A 21,297-nucleotide genomic window follows, 5' to 3' on the forward strand; every position below is an offset into this window, starting at 1 on the left:
AATCCACATGAGCGAACCGACTCAAGACCTCATGGACGGCCAGGAACTGGCCGCCACCGCTCCGGTACGCCCGGAGGCACCCACCTTCGCCGAGCTGGGCGCGCGTCAGGAGACCGTCGACGCGCTGGCCGCGGCCGGCATCACCCGCGCCTTCGCCATCCAGGAGTACGCGATCCCGATCGCGATGCGCGGCATCGACATGATCGGCCAGGCGCCCACCGGCACCGGCAAGACCCTCGGCTTCGGCGTACCGCTGCTGGAGCGGGTCTTCGCGCCGGGCGAGGGCAGCGACGGCGTGCCGCAGGCCCTGGTCGTCGTACCCACCCGCGAGCTGGGCATCCAGGTGGCCAAGGACCTCGCCGCCGCGGGCCGGACCCGGGGCGTGCGGGTGCTGCCGATCTACGGTGGCGTGGCGTACGAGCCGCAGATCGACGCGCTGCGCAAGGGCGTGGAGATCCTGGTCGGCACCCCCGGCCGCCTGATGGACCTGCAGAAGCAGAAGCACCTGCGGCTGGACCGGGTCCGCGCGCTGGTGCTGGACGAGGCCGACCGGATGCTCGACCTGGGCTTCCTCGACGACGTCGAGAAGATCCTGGCGATGCTGCCGGAGGACCGGCAGACCATGCTCTTCTCGGCCACGATGCCGGACCCGATCGTCACCCTGTCCCGGCGCTTCCTGCGCCAGCCGATGACGATCCACGCCGGGCACACCGCCGAGACCGGTCCGTCGCCGCAGACCGAGCAGCTGGCCTACCGCACCCACTCGATGAACAAGGTCGAGATCGTGGCCCGGATCCTCCAGGCCGAGGGGCGCGGGCTGACCATGATCTTCACCCGCACCAAGCGGGCCGCCGACCGGGTCGCCGAGGACCTCGACTTCCGTGGCTTCGCGGTCGCCGCCGTGCACGGTGACCTCGGGCAGGGCGCGCGCGAGCGGGCGCTGCGGGCGTTCCGGGCCGGCAAGATCGACACCCTGGTCGCCACCGACGTGGCCGCGCGCGGCATCGACGTCAGCGGCGTCACGCACGTCATCAACTACGACTGCCCCGAGGACCAGGACACCTACACCCACCGGATCGGCCGCACCGGCCGGGCCGGGGCGACGGGCGTCGCGGTGACCTTCGTCGACTGGGACGACATGCCCCGCTGGCGGATCATCGACAAGACGCTGGGCCTGGACATGCCGGAGCCCCAGGAGACGTACCACACGTCCCCGCACCTCTACACCGAGCTGCACATCCCCACCGACGTCAGCGGCACCCTGCCGACCGCCGAGCGCACCCGCGCCGGGCTGTCGGCCGAGGTCGAGGAGGACCTCGGCGGCGGACGGTCCCGCCGGGGCGAGGGTGGCGGCCGGGGCGCCCGGCGCGGCGAGGGTCGCGGTCGCGGCGACCGCCGTCCGGGCCGCGCCGGTGGTGCGACCGACGCGCCGGTGACCGACGCGCCGGCCGACGCCGCCGAGGAGGGCCCGCGCATCCCGCGTCGCCGCCGTCGTCGCCGTGCCGGCGAGACCGTCGCGGGCGAGCCGACCACGGTGATCGCCGCCGAGGCGGGCGAGACCCCGGCCGCCGCCGAGGGCGAGGCCGCGAAGCCCCGCCGCCGCCGGCGCCGTCGTGGTGGTGGCTCCGCCGCCGGTACGCCGGCCGAGGCGACCGCCGACTGACCGACGCACGTCACCCGAGATCCCCCGGACCGGTGTCCGGGGGATCTCCTCGTCCGGACGGACACTTGCCCCGGCGGACACCGGCCCTGGGCGCAGACTGGCCCGGCGGGCACCCCGCGTGCCGGGGAGGCCGCCGGTCGACGAGGAAGATGGAGCAATGCCCGAACCGCTGGACGCCGCCCTGACCGAGGTCCGGGCACTGCTGCTCGACCCGGCACTCACCCGCGCGGTCGCCGCCGGCCGACGCCGTGGTCACCGGCCCTCGATGGTCCGCGCCGAACTGCGGCCGGTCGCGCTCAAGGCCGGCGCCCGGTTGCAGATCTCCACCTCCGACGGCTCCCGCCCGTACACCCGCAACGTGGCCCCGGGACCGGAGGCGGACGCGGCGGTGGACGCGCTGCTCGCCGAGCCGTTCGGCAACTGGCACGTGGAGACGGCCGACGCCACGCTCCAGTTGCGGGTCACCAAGTCCGGCGAGGCGCAGGTGCACCGGGCCGCCGCGAGCCGGCCGGCCGCCGAGCCGGGTGGGCACGACCGGGCAAAGGAGTACCTGCTCGATCCCGGCGACCCGATCTTCGCCGAGATCGGCGGCTCGGCGGCGAAGCGCCGCCAGGTCGACGCGTTCCTGCGGGCGCTGGCGGCGACCCTGCCGGACGACCTGACCGGCCCGCTGCGGGTGGTCGACCTCGGCTGCGGCAACGCCTACCTGACCTTCGCCGCGTACCGGTGGCTCGCGCAGCGCGGGCTCGACGTCGAACTGGTCGGCGTGGACGTCCGGGAGGACCAGCGGCGACGCAACACCGAGCTGGCCGAGCGGCTGGGCTGGGCGGACCGGGTCAGCTTCGTGGCCGGCACGATCGCCGACGCCGTCGTGGAGCCCGCCCCCGACCTGGTGCTGGCCCTGCACGCCTGCGACACCGCCACCGACGAGGCACTGGCCCGGGCCGTGCGCTGGGGGGCCCGCTGGGTGCTCGCCGCGCCCTGCTGCCACCACGACGTCGCGGCCCAACTCCGCGCCCGACCGACCCCGGCACCGTACGAGTTGCTGACCCGGCAGGGCATCCTCCGCGAGCGCTTCGCGGACGTCCTCACCGACGCCCTGCGGGCCGGGCTGCTGCGGCTGCACGGCTACCGGGCCGAGGTGGTGGAGTTCGTCGACTCCCGGCACACTCCGCGCAACCTGCTCATCCGCGCGCGACGCACCGGCACCGCGCCCACCGTCGCCCAGCGGGCGGAGTACCGGGAACTCATCGACCAGTGGGCGGTGACCCCACGGCTGGCGGCGCTGCTGCCCGCACCGGACACCGCCCCCGACGCCCCGGTGCCCGACGACGTCGCGGCCGCCCGCTGACGGGACGTCGCCCGGACCGCCCGCCCGCCTGAGCGGCGGCCCGTGGGGTGTGATCCGCGCCATTCCGGAGGGCGGAACATCCCATACACGAGACGGTCTGGTCGGTCAGTCAATCGTTTCCTTACCTTTCCGTACTACCCTCAAGGGCGCACCGCCGGGTGCCGGTCGGGAGGGAAGACCCGCAGGGATGGGTTCCGTAGAGGTTTCGCCGCAGATGGCCTTCGCACGTTTCGTGCGGCGCGCCATCGACGACGCCCGCGAGGAACGCGGCTGGACCGTCACCGACCTGGCGTCCCACACGGGCGTCGGTCGGTCGACCGTGTTCCGTTGGCTCGCCGGGGACTGGCAGGACTACCCCGAGCTGGCGAAGGTGCGCGGCTTCTGCGCGGCGCTGGACCTGCCGGTCGCGGCGGCGTTCCGCGCGCTCGGCCTGCCCGACGCCGGTGCCGCACCCCGCCGCCGCGTCGACGACGGCCCGGTCGAGGCGGACGTCCGGGTGATCCTGCAACGGCTGGCCGACCCCACCGTGCCGGCCGAGGAGAAGCACCACATCCGCGACCTGCTCCGCTACCTGGCCCGCCGCCCCATCCGCCGCGCCGGCTGAGCCCCACCCTCCGGGCGCCCACCCGCCATCCGGTGATCAGGACGTCATGGACGTCACCGGGCGTCCTTGAGGTCCACGGTGTCCTGATCAGCTTTGGCTGGTGCGGCTTCGGGCGGCATCAGCGAGGTCAGGGCACGGTGACCGTGAACTCGGCGGTCCGCACCACGCCGGCGACCTGGAAGTCCAGGTAGAGCCGGTAGCGGCCCGGGTCGGGCGCGGTCACCCAGAACGTCACCGCCCCGTCGACCGGCTGCGGTTCGGGGTGGACGTGCAGGTAGCCGAGATCCCCCTCGCGCAGGGCGACCAGGTGCCCGTACGCGCCGAGGTAGCGCTCCAGCGCCGGGCGCCCGCCCGCCGAGTCGACGCGGAACGCCAGCGGCACGGTCACGCCGGCCTGCGGCGTGCCCTGGTAGCTGACGGTGAACCCGTCGACGGTGGCCGAGGACGCCGCCGCCGGCAGCGGCCTCGGCTGGTAGCCGCCCGGCGCGGTCAGGTCGACCCCGAGGGTCACGGCGGTCTGCCGGCCGTCGTCGGCGAGCGCGGTGAAGTCGGCGTACGCCCGCCAGACACCCGGCTGCGGCAGGGTCAGCGGCACCGACCAGGTGCCGTCGGCCGCCATCGTGGGATGCAGGTGCTGGTAGCCGGTCAGGTCGCGCCGCACCACGATCAGGTGCATCGGCTTGTCGTGCACGACCGCGAACCGGGTCACCGGCCGACGTTGCGCGTCCCGCACCTGGAAGCGCAACTCGCCCGGACGGCCGGCGGTGAACGCGGCGGCCGCCGGGGTGAGGGTGTAGCCCGCCGAGCTGACCGAGAGGCCGCCCGCCTGCGCCGCCGCGGCCTGGTCGGCGCCGTGCTCGTGGGCGCCGGTGCCCGGCGCGTGGCTGTGCCCGGTGAGCGCGCTGTCGGTTCCCACCGCTGCGGAGGGGCCGCCGCCGTTGAGCCGGCCGAGGCCGAAACCGAGCAGCACGGCGAGCACCAGCCCGCCGACGACCAGGGCCAGCCGGAGGGTGCTCCGGTCCGGCACGGCCGACACCTGCTCCGGGGCGGTGGTCACGCCGTCCGGCACGTCCGTTGCGTGGTCGGGCGCCGCCGACACCTGCTCAGGCACCGCCGCCGTCCCGGTCACGGCCGTGCTGCTCGTGGGTCATGCCGCCCACGCTACCGCCCGTCGGCCCGACGCCGGCCCGCCGGCGGTGCGGCGTGGCGACGGTCGCAGTCGGCTCCGACCGGGAACTTTCCCGGCCGATCCGTGGAGCACGTCGCCGCAGCCCGGGCCGCCCGAACGCGTCGCCACGGCCCGGGGCCTCTCCGAGGAAGCGCCGGCGGCGTCGGGCGGCCCGGGCGGCTCAGCCGGCCACGGCCAGCGCGAGCGGGAGCACGTCGGGGGCGCCGGCCCGGCGCAGCTCCCGGGCGGCCATCGTCATCGTCCAGCCCGAGTCGACCAGGTCGTCGACGAGGAGCACCGGCCCGTCGAGCCCGGCGAGGGCGTCGGCCAGCTCGTCCGGCACGGCGAGAGTGCCGTGCAGGGCGCGTACCCGCTGGGCGCTGTTGCCGCGCGGACCCCCGGCGGGCGCGCCGACCGGCGTCACCTGCCCGAGCAGCGGCAGCCGGCCCACGGCGGCGATCCGCTCGGCGAGCGAGCCGACCAGGCGGGGCCGGCGGCGCGAACCGACCGCGACCACGCCGACCGGGCGGCGCGGCCACCGCTCGTCGCCGTGCGCCCACGCCTTCAGCACCTCGACCACGGCGGCGGCCACGTCGTCGGGGACGGCGACGTCCGCCGCCTCCGGCCCGACCAGGTCGCGCAGCCGACCGCCCCACCCGAGGTCGGACAGCCGCCCCACCGCGCGCCCCGGCAACGCCTGCTCCGTCGGGGCGATCCGCCCCTTCAGGGGTACGCCCACCGCCTCCAGCCCCGTCGGCCAGAGCTTCTTCGGCGCGATCTCCACCCCGGGCCGGCCGAGGAAGGTCTGCGCGGCGCTCAGCGCGGCGTCCGACACGTCGGCCGTGAAGAGCGGGCCGGCGCAGCGGTCGCACCGGCCGCAGTCGGCGGCCCCCGCATCGTCCAGACACTCGCGCAGGTAGCGCAGCCGGCAGTCGGCGGTGGCCGCGTACTCCCGCATGGCCTGCTGCTCGGCGGTGCGTGCCTCGGCGACGCGGCGCAACCGGGCCTCGTCGTAGGCCCAGGGTTCCCCGGTGGCGAGCCAGCCGCCGCGCACCCGGCGGACCGCGCCGTCGACGTCGAGCACCTTGAGCATCAGCTCCAGCCGGGCCCGCCGCAGGTCGACGATCGGTTCGAGCGCCTGGGTGGAGAGCGGGCGGTCGGTGTGCAGGGCGGCCAGGACGGCACGGACCTGCTCCTCCGGCGGGAAGGCGAGCGAGGCGAAGTAGCGCCAGATGGCGGCGTCCTCGGCGCCGGGCAGCAGCAGCACCTCCGCGTGCGCGACGGCCCGGCCGGCGCGGCCGACCTGCTGGTAGTACGCGATCGGCGAGGGCGGCGCGCCGAGGTGCACCACGAAGCCGAGGTCGGGCTTGTCGAAGCCCATGCCGAGCGCGCTGGTGGCGACCAGCGCCTTGATCTTGTTGTCGAGCAGGTCCTGCTCTGCGGCCCGCCGGTCGGCGTCCTCGGCCTGGCCCGTGTAGGAGGCGACGGCGTAGCCCCGGGACCGCAGGAACTCGGCGGTCTCCCCCGCCGCCGCGACCGTGAGCGTGTAGACGATGCCCGAGCCGGGCAGCCGGTCCAGGTGGTCGGCGAGCCAGCCCAGCCGGTGCGCCGGGCTCGGCAGCTCGACCACGCCGAGGCGCAGCGACTCCCGGTCGAGGCTGCCGCGCAGCACGAGGGCGTCGCCCAACTGCTCCGCCACGTCGGCGGTGACCCGGGCGTTGGCGGTGGCCGTGGTGGCCAGCACCGGGGTGCGTTCGGGCAGGTTGCCCAGGAACGTACGCAGCCGGCGGTAGTCCGGCCGGAAGTCGTGCCCCCAGTCGGAGACGCAGTGCGCCTCGTCGACCACCAGCAGGCCGGTGGTGGCCGCCAGCTTCGGCAGCACGGTGTCCCGGAAGTCCGGATTGTTGAGCCGTTCCGGGCTGATCAGCAGCACGTCCACCGCGCCGGCGTGGATCTCGGCGGTGATCTCGTCCCACTCGTCGAGGTTGGCGGAGTTGATGGTGCGGGCCCGGATGCCGGCGCGGGCCGCCGACTCGACCTGGTTGCGCATGAGCGCCAGCAGCGGCGAGACGATCACGGTGGGGCCCGCTGTTTCGGGGCGCTCGCGCAGCAGGGCGGTGGCCACGAAGTAGACCGCCGACTTGCCCCACCCGGTGCGCTGCACGCAGAGGACCCGACGGCGGTCGACCACCAGCGCCTCGATCGCCCGCCACTGGTCCTCCCGGAGTCGGGCGTGCTCGCCGGCCAACCGCCGCAGCACCGCCTCGGCCCGCTCCCGTACCGCCGTCCGATCCTGGCTCATCCGGCATTTCTACCAGCTACGACGGACGTACCCCGCTTCCGCGAGCGGCGGACCGGCCGGGGGCACGCCCCCAGGCGACCGCGCGGTCGCCCGGGCGGGCTCAGGGCCAACGCGGCGGCACGGGCGCGTGCCAAGATCTGCGGCGGCAACAGTCCAGCTAGGAAAGAGAATCATGCGAATCACGCAGCAGGCCGGCACCGCCGGAAGGGTCCGGCGGGTCGCGGCGGCAGCCGTCTCCCTGGTGGCCGCGACCTCCCTGGCGGCCGGGTGTGGCGGGGACGACGACGCCCAGGACACCCCGGCGGCCTCCTCCCCGGTCCCGTCGGCGTCCCCCTCGGCCAACCCGAAGAGCACGCTCCTGGCCGCGGTGCCGACCGAGGAGGACCCGGCCTTCCGGTTCAGCGGCAGCGACCCGAGCGGCGCCGTCACCGGCGTGGTGGACCCGGCGGGCAAGGGCATGGACCTCACCATCACCGAGAAGGACGAGGAACTCGACTTCACGATGAAGATGTCCTTCCGCCTCATCGAGCAACGCTCCTGGATGAAGGTGAGCTTCGACGGCGCCGACCAGCTCAGCAGCATGCTGAAGCTGCCGACGAAGTGGATGGAACTGGACCACGCGAAGCTGACCGACCCGGCCAGTGTGCCCTACTACGAGGGTGCCGACCCGGGCAACACCGGTGCGATCCTCGGGGCGGCGGGAGACACCGTGACGGACCAGGGCGGCGGGGCCTACACCGGCACCGTGGACCTGACCCACGGCGAGCACGTACGCCAGGCCATGGCGGACGTCGTGGACGTCGACGCGCTCGGCGAGGCGGCGAAGGCGGTCCCGTTCACGGCCGTCGTCGGGGCGGACGGGAACCTCACCTCGCTCACCCTGGAGATCCCGGCGGCCGGCAAGCGGAAGGCCACGAAGTACGTCGTGAAGTACTTCGACTTCGGCAAGGCCCCGAAGGTCACCGAGCCGACGGGCAGCCAGGCGCAGAAGGCGCCGGCCTCGGCGTACGAGCTGCTGAACGGCTGACGTCCGGGACACGGGGGACGGGGTCGCGGTCGTACGAGGGGACCGCGACCCCACCAAGGCCCCGCCGATGACGAGCTGCCGCCAGGCGGTGGCGACGTCGTCATCAGCGGGGCCGGGCCCGCGACCGTCAGGGGCGGCGGGACGGGGTGCGCAGGGAGTGCCGCAGCAGTGCCAGGCGCGGGGCGAGGCTGGCCAGGCCGCCGGGGAAGAAGTAGACGGCCAGGATGAAGACCGTGCCGAGCACGAAGAGCGGCTGCGACAGCGGGTTGCTCAGGAACGCCGGCAGGGCCTCCACCGCGTCGGACGTGCCGAACGCGACCAGCCGGTGGTCCAGGTACATGTAGAGGATGCCGCCGATCACCGGGCCCCACCGGGTGCCCGGCCCGCCGAGCACCACCATGACCAGCAGCGCCAGGGTCCACTCGGAGGAGGTGATGTGCGGCGAGGCACCGCCGACGATCAGGACGTAGACCACGCCGCCGGCCGCCGCGAGCCCACCCGCCAGGGTGAACGCCACCAGCTTGAACCGGTACGGGTCGAGCCCGAGCACCCCGATGCGCCGCTCGTCGTCGCGCAGGCCGGCGAGCACCCGCCCGGTCGGCGAGCCCGACACCCGGTGCACCACGAAGACCACCACGACCAGGTACGCCAACGCCAGCCAGTAGAGGTTGACGGTGTTGGTGACCCCGACCAGCCCCTGTGGCAGCCCGGAGACGTCCAGCGGCAGCCCCTCCTCGCCGCCGGTGAGCCCGCCGAAGTCGCGGGCCACCAGGATCGCCCCGACCTGGGCGAAGGCGAGCGTCACCATGGCGAACGCGATGCCGACGGTACGCAGTGCCACCGCCCCGAGCAGCGCGGCGAGGATCGTGCCGCCGGTGACGGCGAGCAGCCCGGCCTGCCACAGCGGCAGTCCCGCCTTGGTGACGAGGATGTCGGTGCCGTACACGCCGGCGGCGAAGTAGAGGGCGTGCCCGAAGGAGAGCATCCCGGTCCGGCCGAAGAGCAGGTCGTACCCGGCGGCCAGGCCCCCGAAGACCAGGCAGACGGCGAGCAGTTGCAGGGTGCCCGGGGAGTTCAGCGCCCCCTCGAAGACGCCCGGCAGGTGCAGCGTGGAGTAGGGCAGGATCAGCGCCACCACCAGCGCGACCAGCGGCAGGTACGGGCGCAGCCCGTGCCACCGCCGGTGCCCCGGCGTCAGCTCGTCGGGTACCGCCGCCGGCGGCGCCGGAACCTCGGGGCTCTTGACCTCGGTCATGCCGTTGCCACCTTTCCGGCGATGCCCTGCGGGCGCAGCAGCAGCACCACGGCCAGCAGCGCGACCACGCAGATGTCGCCCAGCCCGGAGGTGCCGTAGTAGTTGACGAACTGTTGGGTCAGCCCGACGGCGACGGCCGCGTACGCGGACCCGGTCACCGAGCCCATCCCGCCGATGACCACCACGATGAACGCGAAGATCAGCAGCGAGCTGCCCTGGCCGGGCGAGACGGTGCCGAAGTAGACGCCGCCGAGCGCGCCGGCCAGCGCCGCCGCCGCCCCGCCGATCGCGAACACGAGGGTGAACGCCTTGCGCACGTCGATGCCGAGCGCGGTGACCATCTCCCGGTTCTCCACGCCGGCCCGGATGATCAGGCCGTAGCGGGTCCAGCGGAGGAAGGCCAGGATCGCGCCGAGCACCAGCACCGCGGCGATGATCAGCAGCAGGCCGCCGTTGGGCACGTTGGCGCCGAGGATCGAGGTGACCTGCCGGGTCCACTCGGGGCGCGGGAACGGCCGGGCGTCCGCACCCCAGGTGGCCTGGAGCAGCGCCACGCCGGCCAGCGAGAGGCCGACGGTGACCAGCACCTGCTCGATGGTGCGGGAGTAGAGCGGCCGGATCAGCACCAGCTCGACGAGCACCGCGACCAGCGTGCCGGCGGCAACCCCGAAGGCGACCGCGAGCACGAAGCCGAGGCCGTCCGACCCGGCACCGGGCAGGTTGTGCGCCGCCCACCAGGTCCCGTACGCGCCGACGCCCAGGAAGACGCCGTGCGCGAAGTTGAGCACGTCGGCCAGGCCGAAGACCAGGGAGAGGCCGCTGGCGACCAGGAAGTAGAGCGCCGCCAGGCCGAGCCCGGTGAGCGTCAACAGGATGACGGTGTCCATCAGTGCTGGTCCTTCCGCGCCCCGGCCGGCGTACCGGCGGGATGGTGTCCCTCCGCCGAGCCGACGCCCAGCAGCGACTTCGTCAAGGCGGTCTCCAGCAGCAGTTCCTGCGCGTCACCGGTCCAGGCGACCCGGCCGGCGGCCAGCACGACCGCGTCCCGGGCGAGCCGCCGCACCACGGCCAGGTTCTGCTCGACCAGCAGCACCGGCACGGACTCGGCGACCCGTTCCAGCACCTCGGCCACCTCGGTCACCACCTTCGGCGCGAGCCCCTTGGTCGGCTCGTCGACCAGCAGCAGCCGGTTGTCGTTGAGCAGCACCCGGCCGATCGCGAGCATCTGCTGCTGCCCGCCGGAGAGCGAGCCGGCCCGTTGCCGTCCGCGCCGGTCCAGCTCCGGGAAGAGCGCGAAGACCTTGTCGTACGCCGGGATGCTGCCCCGCCGCTCGGCGAGCCGGAGGTTCTCCGCGACGGTGAGCCCGGCGAAGACGCAGCGGTCCTCCGGCACGTAGCCCAGCCCGCCGCGGACCAGCCGGTGGGTGGGCCGGGCCAGCAGGCTCTGGGCGCCCATCCGCACGGCGCCGCGCACCTCGCCGGCGGGCGGGGTGAGGCCGACGATCGCGCGCAGGGTGGTCGTCTTGCCGACGCCGTTGCGCCCGAGCAGGACGGTGACGCCGGTCGGGGCGACCGTGAAGGACACCCCCTGGAGGATGTGCAGCCCGGCGATGCGGACCGACAGGTTCTCCACACTGAGAATGGGTTCCACTAGAGCGACTCCCCCAGGTAGGCCTCTTGCACGGTGGGGTTGGCCATCACCGTCTCCGGGGTGTCGCAGGCCAGCAGCGCGCCGTGGTGCATCACGGCGATCCGGTCGGCCAGTTCCAGGATGACGTCCATGTGGTGCTCGACCATCAGCACCGACCGGCCGCTGTCGCCGGTGAGCGAGCGGATCACCGAGACCAGCTCGGGCACGTCCTCGGCGCTGACCCCGGCCATCGGCTCGTCGAGCAGCATGACCCGGGGCTCCCCGGCGAGCAGCAGGGCGATCTCCAGCTTCCGCTTCTCGCCGTGGGCGAGGGTGCCGGCCAGCGCCGTACCCCGGTGGGCGAGGCCGACGCGGTCGAGCGCCGCGTCGGCGGCGGCGGCGACCTCCCGGTCGGCCGCCGCCCGCCGCCACAGCTTCATCGAGCCCCCGCGGTGCGCCTGCACGGCGAGCCGGACGTTCTCCCGCACGCTGAGCGAACCGAAGACCGAGGATGCCTGGAAGGTACGGCCGAGGCCGAGACGGGCCCGCTTGTGCGGCGGCAGGGAGCCGATGTCCTGCCCGTCGAGGGTGATCCGACCTTCCGTGGCCCGGCGTACGCCGGTGATCAGGTTGAACAGTGAGGTCTTACCGGCGCCGTTGGGCCCGATGACGCCGAGGAACTCCCCGGGCGCCAGGTCGAGGTAGACGCCGTCGACGATGGCGACCTCACCGATCCGCCAGGTCAGACCGCGGGTGGCGAGCATCTTTGTCAGCCCTTCATCGCCACGGCCGGCGGCGCGGACTCGTCCCCGGTCAGCGCCTTCTGGGCGGTGGCCGTGAACGCGGTGCCGCTGCCGGACAGCTTGGCCTGGAACATCGGCTGGAGCAGCGCGTGGTCCTCGGCGCGGATGGTCATCTTGCCCTTGACCCCGTCGAAGCTCCAGCCCTCCAGGGCCTTGACCATCTTCTCGACGTCGTCGCCGCCCTCTTCGATGGCGCGGACGACCATCTGCGCGGCCGCGAAGCCGTCCGGGTGGAACAGGTCGACGGTGCCGACCTTGGCCTTCAGCGCCTTCACGGCCTCGTTGTCGGAGGCCCCGTCGAAGTAGTGCGACAGGAAGGAGATCTTGGCGCCGGCGGCGCCGAACGTCGGCCAGGAGGCCCGGATGTCCAGGCCGGTGACGACCGTGGTGGAGGAGAGCACGCCCTGCTGGTCGAGCGTCTGCCACATCGCGGGGGCGGTGGTGCCGGCCCAGGCGACGAAGAGCAGGTCCGGCTTGGCGGACTTGATCTGGCTGGCGAACGGGGTGAACTCGGTGGCGCTGGCCGGCGCCCGTACGCTGCTGACGGCCGCGCCCGCGCCGCCGATGACGGCCTTCACGGCCGCCTCGTTGGCGTCGCCGAAGGCGCCGTCCTGGGCGAAGACCACGACCTTCTTGCCGGCCGGGTCGCCGATGAACGACTTGGCGGTGACCACGTCCTGGTACGACTGCCGCCCGGAGCGGAACGTGTACTTGTTGGCGCCCGTCACCGCGTCGGTGGCGGCCGGGCCGGAGATGAAGAGGACCTTGTTCTGGGCGGCGATCGGGGCGACCTGGAGGGCCACGCCCGAGGCCGTCGATCCCGCGATGATCTTGCTGCCCTTGCCGATCAGGTCCTTGGCCGCGGAGACCGCCTTCGCCGGGTCACCCGCGTCGTCGACCTCGGTGACCTCGATGGCCCGGTCGCCCACCTTGTTGGTGCCCTTGGTGGCGAAGTCGAGGCCGGCCCTGAACCCCTCGATGTACTGCTTGCCGTAGCTGGCCAGGGCTCCCGACTGGGAGTAGACCAGGCCAACCTTCACCGGGGCGGCGCCGTCGCCGCCACCGGAGGCGGTGTCCTGCGGGCTGCCACAGGCCGTGGCGGCGAGCGCCGCGGCCATCATCGTGGCGGCGGAGAGGAACACCCGCCGCGTCGTCCGGACCGTCATTGCGACTCCACGTGAGGACTCGGAGGTAGGGAACTCATATGACGGCTCACGCTAGAAGTGACGTCACCCACGGGCTATGTGGCTGAAACACACAAGTAACAGGGGTGGGGTGGCCGGAGGTTACAAGGATCACGACGCGGCAACGAACCCACGCATCCGCCATGGGCGCCCCGACCATCGACGCGAGTGATGCTGTGTCGCCGCACGCCACCGATACCCACCGAATGCCGTATTCCTCCCGCCCCGCCACCCCCCGCCCTCGCTCCGCCCCTCAGGCCGCCCCGACCGCCGCGAGGTACCCGCCTCTCGGCCTGCTCCTGCTCCTGCTCCTGCTCCTGCTCCTGCTCCTGCTCCTGCGAGATCTTGGTGCGTTAGCGCCCCCTGAGGGGCGGTTCCGTACCAAGATCTCGGGGCACGCCGCCTGATACCGCGAGTCGATCTGGCCGGGCCGGGTGCCGGCGAGCCAGGTGCCGGCAGTCCCCGGGTGACGGCAGGCCCAGGTGGCGGGGCGGCCCGGTCCAGCAGACCCGGTGGGCGGCGGCATGGACTGGCGGGCCTCGGAAACGGGGCCGGCCCGCCACCCCGAGGAGTGGGGGTGGCGGGCCGGCGGGTGTCGGCGGAGTCGGTCAGCGCCGGGCGAGGCCCTCTCGGGCGGCGACGGCGGTGTCCGGGTGGTCGGTGAAGACGCCGTCGAGGCCGAGGGCGAGGAACAGCTCGTACTCGGCCTGGATGTCGCCGCGGGCGTTCGGGTCGGCGCCGATGCGCAGGTCGGCCGGGAGGAACTGGTTCTCGGCCCGGAACGTCCAGGCGTGCACGATCAGCCGCTCGCGGTGCGCGTCCCGGACCAGGGTGGTCGGGGCGAGCAGCCTGCCGGCGGCGCCCCGCGGCACGATCAGGTTCTTGTTCGCGCCGACGCCGTCGGCGTAGGAGGCGATCCACTTCAGGCCGGCCGGCTTCGCCAGGTCCTGGTAGGTGCGGGCGTCGCCGGCGACGGTGAAGTCGTACGGGCGGCCGGTGGCGTCGAGGAGCTGCGCGAGCCGGACGTCGGTCATCCGGTCCAGCTTGCGGAGGTTCGCCGTCTCGAACGACTGGATGATCACCGGCGAGTTGCGACGGGTCAGCCCGTTGCGCCGCAGCACCTCCACCAGCGGCTCCTCCAGCGGCAGCCCGATGGACGCGAAGTAACTCGGGTGCTTGGTCTCCGGGTAGACGCCGATCGTCCGGCCCCGCGCCCGCCCCTCGCTCCGGGCCAGGTCGATGACCTCCTGGAGGGTGGGCACCTGGAAGCGGCCGTCGAAGGCGGTGTTGGCGACGCGCACCTTGGGCAGTCGCTCCTTGGCCCGCAGGGTCCGCAGCTCCGCGAGGGTGAAGTCCTCGGTGAACCAGCCGGTGACCGCGACGCCGTCGATGGTCTTCGTGGCCCGTCGCGCGGCGAACTCGGGGCGGGCGGCCACGTCGGTCGTACCGCTGATCTCGTTCTCGTGCCGCGCGACCAGCGCGCCGTCGCGGGTGGCGACCAGGTCCGGCTCGATGTAGTCCGCGCCCTGCCGGATGGCCAACCGGTAGGCCTCCAGGGTGTGCTCGGGCCGGTAGCCGCTGGCGCCCCGGTGACCGATCACGAGGGGCCGGTCCGTCGGCCGGGCACGCTCGGCGGCGGGTGCCGGGGCGGCCGAGGCCGTCAGCGCCGGCACGGCCACGGCCGCCGCGAGCAGGGCACCGGCCAGGCCGAGGGCGGAAAGGGTACGTCGCAACGCCGTCTCCTTGTCGTCGTCGAGGAATCCGCCTCAGCAGACAGGCCCGGGTTGACGGCGAGTTGGTCGGTGCCTGGCCGGCGGGTGAACCCTCGGGATGCCGGTTTCCACACCCGACTCGCGGTGGAAAAGGAAGATTGTCTGGTGCGCCGGCTTCTTCGTCATCCCGTACGGCTGGTGCCGGTCGGCTTCCTGGTGACGATCCTGGTCGGCACCGGTCTGCTGATGCTGCCCTGGGCCACCAGCCAGTACCAGCACACCCCCTTCGTGACCGCCCTGTTCACCGCCACCTCGGCGGTATCGGTGACCGGGATGGCGGTCGTGGACACCCCGAACTACTGGAACGAGTTCGGCCTCGCGATGATCACCGTCCTCACCCAGGTCGGCGGCCTCGGCATCGTGACCGGAGCGACCCTCGTGATCCTCGTGGTGGCCCGGCGGCTGGGGCTGCGCAGCCGACTGCTGGTGCAGGCCGAGACGGCCGAGTTCGGCATCGGCGACGTACGCCGGCTGCTGCTGCGCATCGCCGGCCTCGCGCTGGTCTGCGAGGCGATCATCACAGCGATCCTGACCGCCCGGCTGTGGCTCACCTACGACTACCCGTTCGGTCGGGCCCTCTGGGGCAGCGTCTTCCACGCCGTGCAGGCCTTCAACAACGGCGGTTTCGCCCTCTACACCGACAGCCTGGTCGCCTTCTCGACCGACGGCTGGGTCACGGTGCCGCTCTCGATCGGCACCATCGTCGGCGGGCTCGGCTTCCCGGCGCTGTTCGAGGCCGTACGCGAGTGGCGGCAGCCGAACCGCTGGGCGGTGGCCACCAAGCTGACCGTCTGGGGCAGCGTGACGCTGCTGGTGGTGGGCTTCCTCGGTCTGCTGGCCATCGAGTGGTCCAACCCGCGCACGCTCGGCATCTACGCCTGGTCGGACAGGTTCCTGGTGGCGTTCGCCCAGAACGCGTTCATCCGCACCGGGGGCTTCAACGTCGTCGACGTGGACAGCCTGGAGGAGGAGAGCTATCCGCTGATCATCGCGCTGATGTTCATCGGCGGCGGCAGCGCCAGCACGGCCGGCGGGATCAAGGTGACCACCTTCTTCCTGCTCGCCTTCGTCATGTGGGCGGAGCTGCGGGGCGAGCCGGACGTGACGGTCGGGCACCGCCGGGTGGCCACCGCCAGCCAGCGGCAGGCCATCACGGTCGCGCTGCTCAGCCTCGCGTTGGTGGCCTGCGGCACGGTGGTGCTGATCTTCCTCACCGAGGGGGTCCCCCTCTACGCCGCGCTGTTCGAGGTGACCTCGGCGCTCACCACCACCGGCCTCAGCGTCGGGGTCGCCGCATCGCTGCCGGAGAACGGCCAGGTCGCCCTGATCATTCTCATGTTCGTCGGCCGGATCGGGCCGCTGACCCTCGGGTCGGCGATCGCCCTGAACACCCGGCGACGGCTGTACCGGTACCCGGAGGAGCAACCCATTGTCGGCTAGGCGGAAGACGGACGAGGGCAGCGTGGTGGTGGTCGGACTGGGCCGGTTCGGGTGCCACCTCTCCAGCGCGTTGACCGCGCTGAACCACGAGGTGCTGGCCATCGACCGCAACCCGGACCAGGTGCAGCGGTGGTCTGCGCGGCTCGACCGCGTCGTGCAGGCCGACGCCACCGAGGAGGGGGCGCTGCGCCAGCTCGGCGTGGCGGACTTCGGCCGGGCGGTGGTCGCCATCGGCGCCTCGGTGGAGGCCAGCGTGCTGACCGTGCTGGCGCTGGCCGACCTGGGCGTACCGCAGATCTGGGCGCGGGCCACCTCGACGAAGCACGCCAAGATCCTGGACTCGGTCGGCGCGCACCACGTGGTCTTCCCCGAGGCCGAGACCGGCGAACGGGTGGCCCACCTGATCGTCAGCCGGATGCTCGACTTCATCGAGTTCGGCGACGACTTCGCTATCGCCAAGGTGTGCACCCCGGAGACGATGATCGGCCGACCGCTCGGGGAGCTGACCCCCACCGAGCGCTACGGGGTGCGGGTGGTGGGCGTGAAGCTGCCCGGTGAACGTTTTCGGTACGCCACGGACGCCACCGTGGTCACCCCCGGCAGCATGCTGATCGTCGAGGGGGACATCGGGCAGGTGCAACGGTTCGCGGAACTCAGCTGACCCCGGCGGGCTCAGTCATCGTCGTCGTCATCGTCCCTTTCCGTGCCCCTTTCCCTTTCCCTTTCCTGGCTTACTTTTTTTCCACCACCCGACCCCTTGCCCTTGCCGGAGTTGTCGGACTTGGCCTTCGACCCGGCAGAGCTGCCGCCCGAACTTCCGGCGGACGTGCCGGCCTTCTTCGTCGGCGCCTTCGCGGTGGGGGCCTTCGTGGCGGGGGCCTTCGTGGGTGCGACGGCGGGTGCCGCGCCGGCCACCCCGGAGACCTGCGCCCCGCAGGCCTCGTCGCCGAGGCGGAACTCCAACGGCAGCGGGTTGACGCCCGTGTGCCGCCCGGTCAGGGTGAGCTTCTCCGACGCGCCGGGGGCCAGCGCGGCACGCTGCGGGGCGGGCTGCACGACCACCGTGCTCCCCTGCTGGCGTACGGGGGCGGGCGTCGCCTTCGTCACCGTCTGCTGGCCGGGGAAGGTGAAGCTCAGCCGCCAGTCCCGCAGCTCCCGCGCGCCCGTGTTGGTCAGGGTCAGCTCGGCGGCGAAGTCCTTGCCGGAGTCCGTGCGCAGCGCGTACACGACCCGGCACGGCGGGGTCGTCGGCGCCTGCGCCCCCATCCGCGCCTGGGTGGGCTGGTCGACGCCCCCGCTGGCCGGGCTGCGGGAGGTGAAACCCCACAGCCCCGCCGTCACCGCCACCAGGCCGGCGGCGGCCACCCCCGCCTCGATCCGCCGGCGTCGGGTCGCCGCGCGCCGGTTGCGCGTACGGGAGAACGGCAGCGCGTCGGTCGCGGCGGACCAGGGCAGGATCGTGGTGCCGGCGGCGGCCAGCGCGGCCTCGTCCACGGGTCCCGCCGCCGGGGAGACCGGCACCGCGGCCACCATGCCGGCGGCCTCGGCGAGCGTCCGCGCGACCTCGGTGGTGGCGGGCCGGTCCCCCGGACGCTTGGCCAGGCAGCGGCTCACCAGGTCGCGCACCTCGTCGGGGAGCCCCGCCACGGGTGGCATCGGCTCCGGGTCGTTGTACATGTGCGCGCGCAGCATCTGGGTGGTGGTGCTCGCCTGCCAGGGCAGCCGGCCGGTGAGCATCCGGTAGAGCAGCAGACCGACCGCGTACACGTCGGTGGCCGGGGAGACCTGACCGTTGTCGAGGCGCTCCGGGGCGAGGTACGCGGGCGTGCCGAGCAGGGCGCCGTCCGGCCCCTTCTCCTTCTCGCCCACCAGGGCGGAGATGCCGAAGTCGACCACCTTCACGCCGGTGGCGGTCAGCATGACGTTGCCGGGGGTGACGTCGCGGTGCACCACGCCGCGGGCGTGCGCGGTGGCCAGCGCCGAGGTGACCTCCGCGCCGATCGTCACCGCCTCCCGCCAGGGCAGGCTGCCCCGGCGCAACCGGCCGGTCAGCGACTCGCCGTCGACCAGTTCCATGACGACGTACGGCACGGTCAGGCCGACCTGCTCGGACTCGCCGTAGTCGTAGACGTTGGTGATGTTGGGGTGGCACAGCCGGGCCGCCGCCTGCGCCTCGATCCGGATGCGGTGGCGGAACGCGCGGTCGCTGGCCAGCCGCGACGCGAGCACCTTGACCGCCACCTGCCGGCCGAGCACCTCGTCGTAGCCGCGCCAGACCACGGACATGCCGCCCGCCCCCAGCTGCTCGATCAGCCGGTACCGCTCACCCAGCAGTTGTGCGCCGTCCCGGTTCGCTCCACCCATGAAGGTCGTTGTTGCCCCGCACCGACCCGGCTACACCTCAAGGGTCGGAATCGGTCAGCTATTCACCCGTTCAGGCGGTGGCGAGGAGCTGGTCCACCGGCGCGTAGTCGTCGGTCAGCACCAGCGCCTCACCGACGAACGCGGTGAGGTCCGCGCCCGCCAGCAGGCTGGCGTCCTCCCGCAGCTCGGCCAGTCGGGCGCGGACCGCCTCCAGCGGCAGCGGGGCGTCGGAGGCGACGATCAGGAAGTTCGAGCCCTCCCGCCCGGCGAGCGCCGCCGCCGGTGCGATCAACGCGACGTGCCGGAACTCGGCGGCGACCGTGGCCAGCTCGCTGCGGATGAAGCGCAGCGGCGGGTAGTCGATGACGTTCTGCACGTAGACGCCGCCGGGGCGGGTCACCCGGCGGACCTCGGCGGCCATCTCCCGGGTGGCGAGGTGCCAGGGCACCACGAGGTGCCCGAACGCGTCGCCGACCACGAGGTCGCGGCTGTCGGTGGCCTCCGCGGCGACCAGCAACCGGGCGTCACCCACGACCGCCCGCAGGTCCGGCCCCTGGCGTACGCCGAGCTGCCGCTCGCCCAGCTCCACCAGCCCGCCGTCGATCTCGAACACGACGTTGTCGGTGCCCGGACGGGTGGCGGTCAGGTAGCGGGGCACGGTGAACCCGCCCCCGCCGAGGTGCAGCGCGTCGAGCCGCTGCCCCTTCGGGGCGACCACGTCGGCCACCGCCCCGATCCACCGCGTGTACGCGTACTCCAGGTGGGTCGGGTCGGCGAGGTCCACGTACGAGTGCTGGGCCGAGTTGAGCAGCAGGGTGCGGCCGGAGTCCCGGCCGGGATCGGCCTGGACGCTGGCGCAGTGGTAGGCGGTCTCGATGTCGCACGGGTTCGGGGCGACCGTGGTCAGTCCGGCGCCGACGAGCCCGAGCACCGCCAGGGCCGCCTTGGCGCGGGCGGGACCGGGCAGCTCCGCGCTGTCCTGGCGGCGCAGCCACACCCCGAGGGCGAGGCCGGTGAGCCCGAGGGAGGCCGCCAGGGCGAACAGGATGACCGTGCTGGGCAGCGCGGCCACCAGCACGAACCCGGTGACCAGGGTGGCCGTGACCGCGCCCAACGTGCCCACGCTGGAGAGCCGGCCGACCACCTGGCCGGTGCGCCGCAGGTCGGCGAGCTGGAGCTTGACCACCAGCGGGGTGACGGCGGCGAGCAGGGCCGCCGGCACGAAGACGGCGAGGGCGACGAGCAGCAGGATGGCCGAGGCCGCCCCGCCGCGCAGCACCTCGCCGGCGTACCGGACGACGGGCAGGGTGACCGCCGTGGCGATGCCGGCCAGCACCAGCGCCGGGGCCAGCAGGGTCCGCGGGTTGCGCCGGTCGGCCAGCCAGCCGCCCGTCCACGCGCCGTAGGCGATGGCGGCCAGGGCGATGCCGATGACCGAGCTGGTCACCTGGAGGGTCACCCCGACGTACGGGCCGACCAGCCGCAGCGCGGCGGTCTCCAGCACCAGGACGGCGCCGCTGGAGAAGAAGACCAGGAACGCGGCGAGGCCGTTGGGCAGGGCCCGGGCGGTCGAGGCCGCCGGTGTGGCGGGCGGGACCGTGACGTCGGAGGATGGGGAGCTCACCCGCGCGATGGTACGCAGGAAAACTGGGCCACCGGGTCAGTACATCGAGAGATGAACATGGTTCGTGTGGTCGGCGGCGGGGCTGCCGCTGCCGCCGTACGCCCGCCAGCCGGTGCCGGGGTGCCAGATCTGCCGGTACCAGATCACGTAGAGCACGCCGAGCCGGCTCGCGTTGCGCACGTGCCAGGCGGCCAGACTGTCCCCGTACGCCTTGTCCCCGCCGGTGGCGGTCCTGTCCTCGAACCCGTTGGTGGCGGCCGAGAAGTCGCAGGCGCGGCCCTTGGGGTGCTCGCCGGAGCCGCCGCTGCGGTAGCAGGAGACGTGCCGCTTGTAGCCGGCGGCCTGGGTCTGCTTGAGGGCGTTGAGCGTGCGGGGGGTGATGCAGCCGGAGGTGGTGGGATCGTTCACCGAGCAGGACTCCGACGGCCACGAGCCGTCCGAGTTGCGGGGGGCCGGCCTCGCCGAGGCGGAGTTGCCACCGCTGAAGCCGCCGCTGCCGCCCGAGCTGACCGCCGCGAGCGCCGCCTCGGCCTCCTTCTTCTTCTTCGCCATCACCGCGAGCTGCTTCTGCTGCTCCCGGACCTCGGTGTCGATGGCGATCTTGGCCTGCCGCGCCTGCTCGCGCGCCTCGGTCAGGCTGCGCAGCCGCCTGCCGTCGCGCTGCGCCATCAGGTCGAGGCTGGCCGCCCGCTCCAGGAACGTCTCCGGCGAGGTGCTGTTGAGCAGCATCGACGTGGGCGTCAGCCGGCCCAGCCGGTAGGACTGGGCGGCCACCTCGCCGACCTGCGCGGTCAGCTCGACCAGGCGTACCTCCAGGGCGCCCAGCTGCCCCACCAGCCGCTTCTGCCGGGCCTTGGAGTTGTCCAGCCGCCCCTTGGCCTCGATATGCGCCTTGGCGGTCGCCTCCAGGGCGTCCCGCAGCTTCTTGGTGCCGCCCTCGTTGGGCTCCGCGTACGCCGGCACGGCACCGACGCCGAGGAGCAGCGCCACGGCGACGAGCAGCGCGGCCAGCGGGCGGCGGGCACGCCGCACGGCGGTCAGCGGGCGGCGGCCGTCGGGTCCGGCGGGCATGGTCCTGCGCACGAAAGCATCCTTCCGTCGGCCGCCGGC

At 73.6% G+C, this 21,297-nt stretch carries 17 protein-coding genes; 6 read left to right on the forward strand and 11 right to left on the reverse strand.

All coding sequences use genetic code 11. The features are described 5' to 3' along the window. Positions 1-7: 7 nt before the first annotated feature. The 3 genes from CLT72_RS18295 (at position 8) to CLT72_RS18305 (ending at position 3,618) form a co-directional block, all read left to right on the forward strand. The gene (locus tag CLT72_RS18295; protein WP_101412843.1) at positions 8-1,663 is read left to right on the forward strand and encodes a DEAD/DEAH box helicase; all 1,656 of its coding nucleotides are present in this window, start codon (positions 8-10) and stop codon (positions 1,661-1,663) included. A 157-nt stretch (positions 1,664-1,820) separates the two neighbouring features. Beyond that, positions 1,821-3,014 (forward strand): class I SAM-dependent methyltransferase, encoded by a 1,194-nt coding sequence (locus tag CLT72_RS18300; protein ID WP_101412844.1) that lies wholly within the window; start codon positions 1,821-1,823, stop codon positions 3,012-3,014. Between the two features lie 187 nt (positions 3,015-3,201). Continuing rightward, the gene (locus CLT72_RS18305; protein WP_101412845.1) at positions 3,202-3,618 is read left to right on the forward strand and encodes a helix-turn-helix domain-containing protein; all 417 of its coding nucleotides are present in this window, start codon (positions 3,202-3,204) and stop codon (positions 3,616-3,618) included. 127 nt (positions 3,619-3,745) lie between these two features. On the opposite strand, the gene CLT72_RS18310 is transcribed toward CLT72_RS18305, so the two are convergent. Both CLT72_RS18310 and CLT72_RS18315 read right to left on the reverse strand, forming a co-directional pair. Continuing rightward, positions 3,746-4,729 (reverse strand): hypothetical protein, encoded by a 984-nt coding sequence (locus CLT72_RS18310; protein ID WP_486484277.1) that lies wholly within the window; start codon positions 4,727-4,729, stop codon positions 3,746-3,748. Positions 4,730-4,967: 238 nt separating this feature from the next. Continuing rightward, entirely contained in the window at positions 4,968-7,088 is a 2,121-nt protein-coding gene (locus CLT72_RS18315; protein ID WP_101412846.1) for a DEAD/DEAH box helicase, read from the reverse strand. A gap of 172 nt (positions 7,089-7,260) precedes the next feature. On the opposite strand from CLT72_RS18315, the gene CLT72_RS18320 reads away from it, so the two are divergent. Then, positions 7,261-8,115 carry a hypothetical protein gene (locus CLT72_RS18320; protein WP_101412847.1) on the forward strand — a complete coding sequence of 285 codons (855 nt, stop codon included), beginning with the start codon at positions 7,261-7,263 and terminating at the stop codon, positions 8,113-8,115. Positions 8,116-8,242: 127 nt separating this feature from the next. Here CLT72_RS18320 and CLT72_RS18325 read toward each other — a convergent pair whose 3' ends face one another. The 6 genes from CLT72_RS18325 to CLT72_RS18355 all read right to left on the reverse strand — a co-directional run bounded on the left by CLT72_RS18325 (position 8,243) and on the right by CLT72_RS18355 (position 14,720). Beyond that, positions 8,243-9,370 carry a branched-chain amino acid ABC transporter permease gene (locus tag CLT72_RS18325; protein WP_101412848.1) on the reverse strand — a complete coding sequence of 376 codons (1,128 nt, stop codon included), beginning with the start codon at positions 9,368-9,370 and terminating at the stop codon, positions 8,243-8,245. Then, positions 9,367-10,257 (reverse strand): branched-chain amino acid ABC transporter permease, encoded by an 891-nt coding sequence (locus tag CLT72_RS18330; RefSeq protein WP_101412849.1) that lies wholly within the window; start codon positions 10,255-10,257, stop codon positions 9,367-9,369. The genes CLT72_RS18325 and CLT72_RS18330 overlap by 4 nt, the downstream gene beginning before the upstream one ends. Further along, the gene (locus CLT72_RS18335; RefSeq protein WP_101412850.1) at positions 10,257-11,021 is read right to left on the reverse strand and encodes an ABC transporter ATP-binding protein; all 765 of its coding nucleotides are present in this window, start codon (positions 11,019-11,021) and stop codon (positions 10,257-10,259) included. The genes CLT72_RS18330 and CLT72_RS18335 overlap by 1 nt, the downstream gene beginning before the upstream one ends. Next, on the reverse strand, positions 11,021-11,764 hold the full coding sequence (locus CLT72_RS18340) for an ABC transporter ATP-binding protein (protein WP_088998286.1): 744 nt from the start codon (positions 11,762-11,764) through the stop codon (positions 11,021-11,023). Before CLT72_RS18340 ends, CLT72_RS18335 begins: the two co-directional genes overlap by 1 nt. A gap of 5 nt (positions 11,765-11,769) precedes the next feature. After that, positions 11,770-12,969 carry a substrate-binding domain-containing protein gene (locus CLT72_RS18345; RefSeq protein ID WP_101412851.1) on the reverse strand — a complete coding sequence of 400 codons (1,200 nt, stop codon included), beginning with the start codon at positions 12,967-12,969 and terminating at the stop codon, positions 11,770-11,772. Positions 12,970-13,595: 626 nt separating this feature from the next. Further along, on the reverse strand, positions 13,596-14,720 hold the full coding sequence (locus CLT72_RS18355) for a glycerophosphodiester phosphodiesterase (RefSeq protein ID WP_101412852.1): 1,125 nt from the start codon (positions 14,718-14,720) through the stop codon (positions 13,596-13,598). A gap of 144 nt (positions 14,721-14,864) precedes the next feature. Here CLT72_RS18355 and CLT72_RS18360 point away from each other — a divergent pair, with 144 nt between their 5' ends. Then, positions 14,865-16,199, forward strand: a complete 1,335-nt coding sequence (locus CLT72_RS18360) for a potassium transporter TrkG (RefSeq protein ID WP_101412853.1) — start codon at positions 14,865-14,867, stop codon at positions 16,197-16,199. After that, positions 16,189-16,860, forward strand: a complete 672-nt coding sequence (locus tag CLT72_RS18365) for a potassium channel family protein (protein WP_101412854.1) — start codon at positions 16,189-16,191, stop codon at positions 16,858-16,860. Before CLT72_RS18360 ends, CLT72_RS18365 begins: the two co-directional genes overlap by 11 nt. A gap of 11 nt (positions 16,861-16,871) precedes the next feature. Here the strand turns inward: CLT72_RS18365 and CLT72_RS18370 are convergent, their stop codons facing one another. From CLT72_RS18370 to CLT72_RS18380, 3 genes are all read right to left on the reverse strand, one after another. After that, positions 16,872-18,563: a serine/threonine-protein kinase gene (locus CLT72_RS18370; RefSeq protein WP_101412855.1), complete on the reverse strand. Its 1,692-nt coding sequence runs from the start codon at positions 18,561-18,563 to the stop codon at positions 16,872-16,874. Between the two features lie 70 nt (positions 18,564-18,633). After that, on the reverse strand, positions 18,634-20,187 hold the full coding sequence (locus tag CLT72_RS18375) for a fused MFS/spermidine synthase (RefSeq protein WP_101412856.1): 1,554 nt from the start codon (positions 20,185-20,187) through the stop codon (positions 18,634-18,636). A gap of 36 nt (positions 20,188-20,223) precedes the next feature. Continuing rightward, positions 20,224-21,258, reverse strand: a complete 1,035-nt coding sequence (locus CLT72_RS18380; RefSeq protein ID WP_101412857.1) for a coiled-coil domain-containing protein — start codon at positions 21,256-21,258, stop codon at positions 20,224-20,226. Between the last annotated feature and the right edge of the window lie 39 nt (positions 21,259-21,297).

Source organism: Micromonospora sp. CNZ309 (assembly GCF_002846525.1).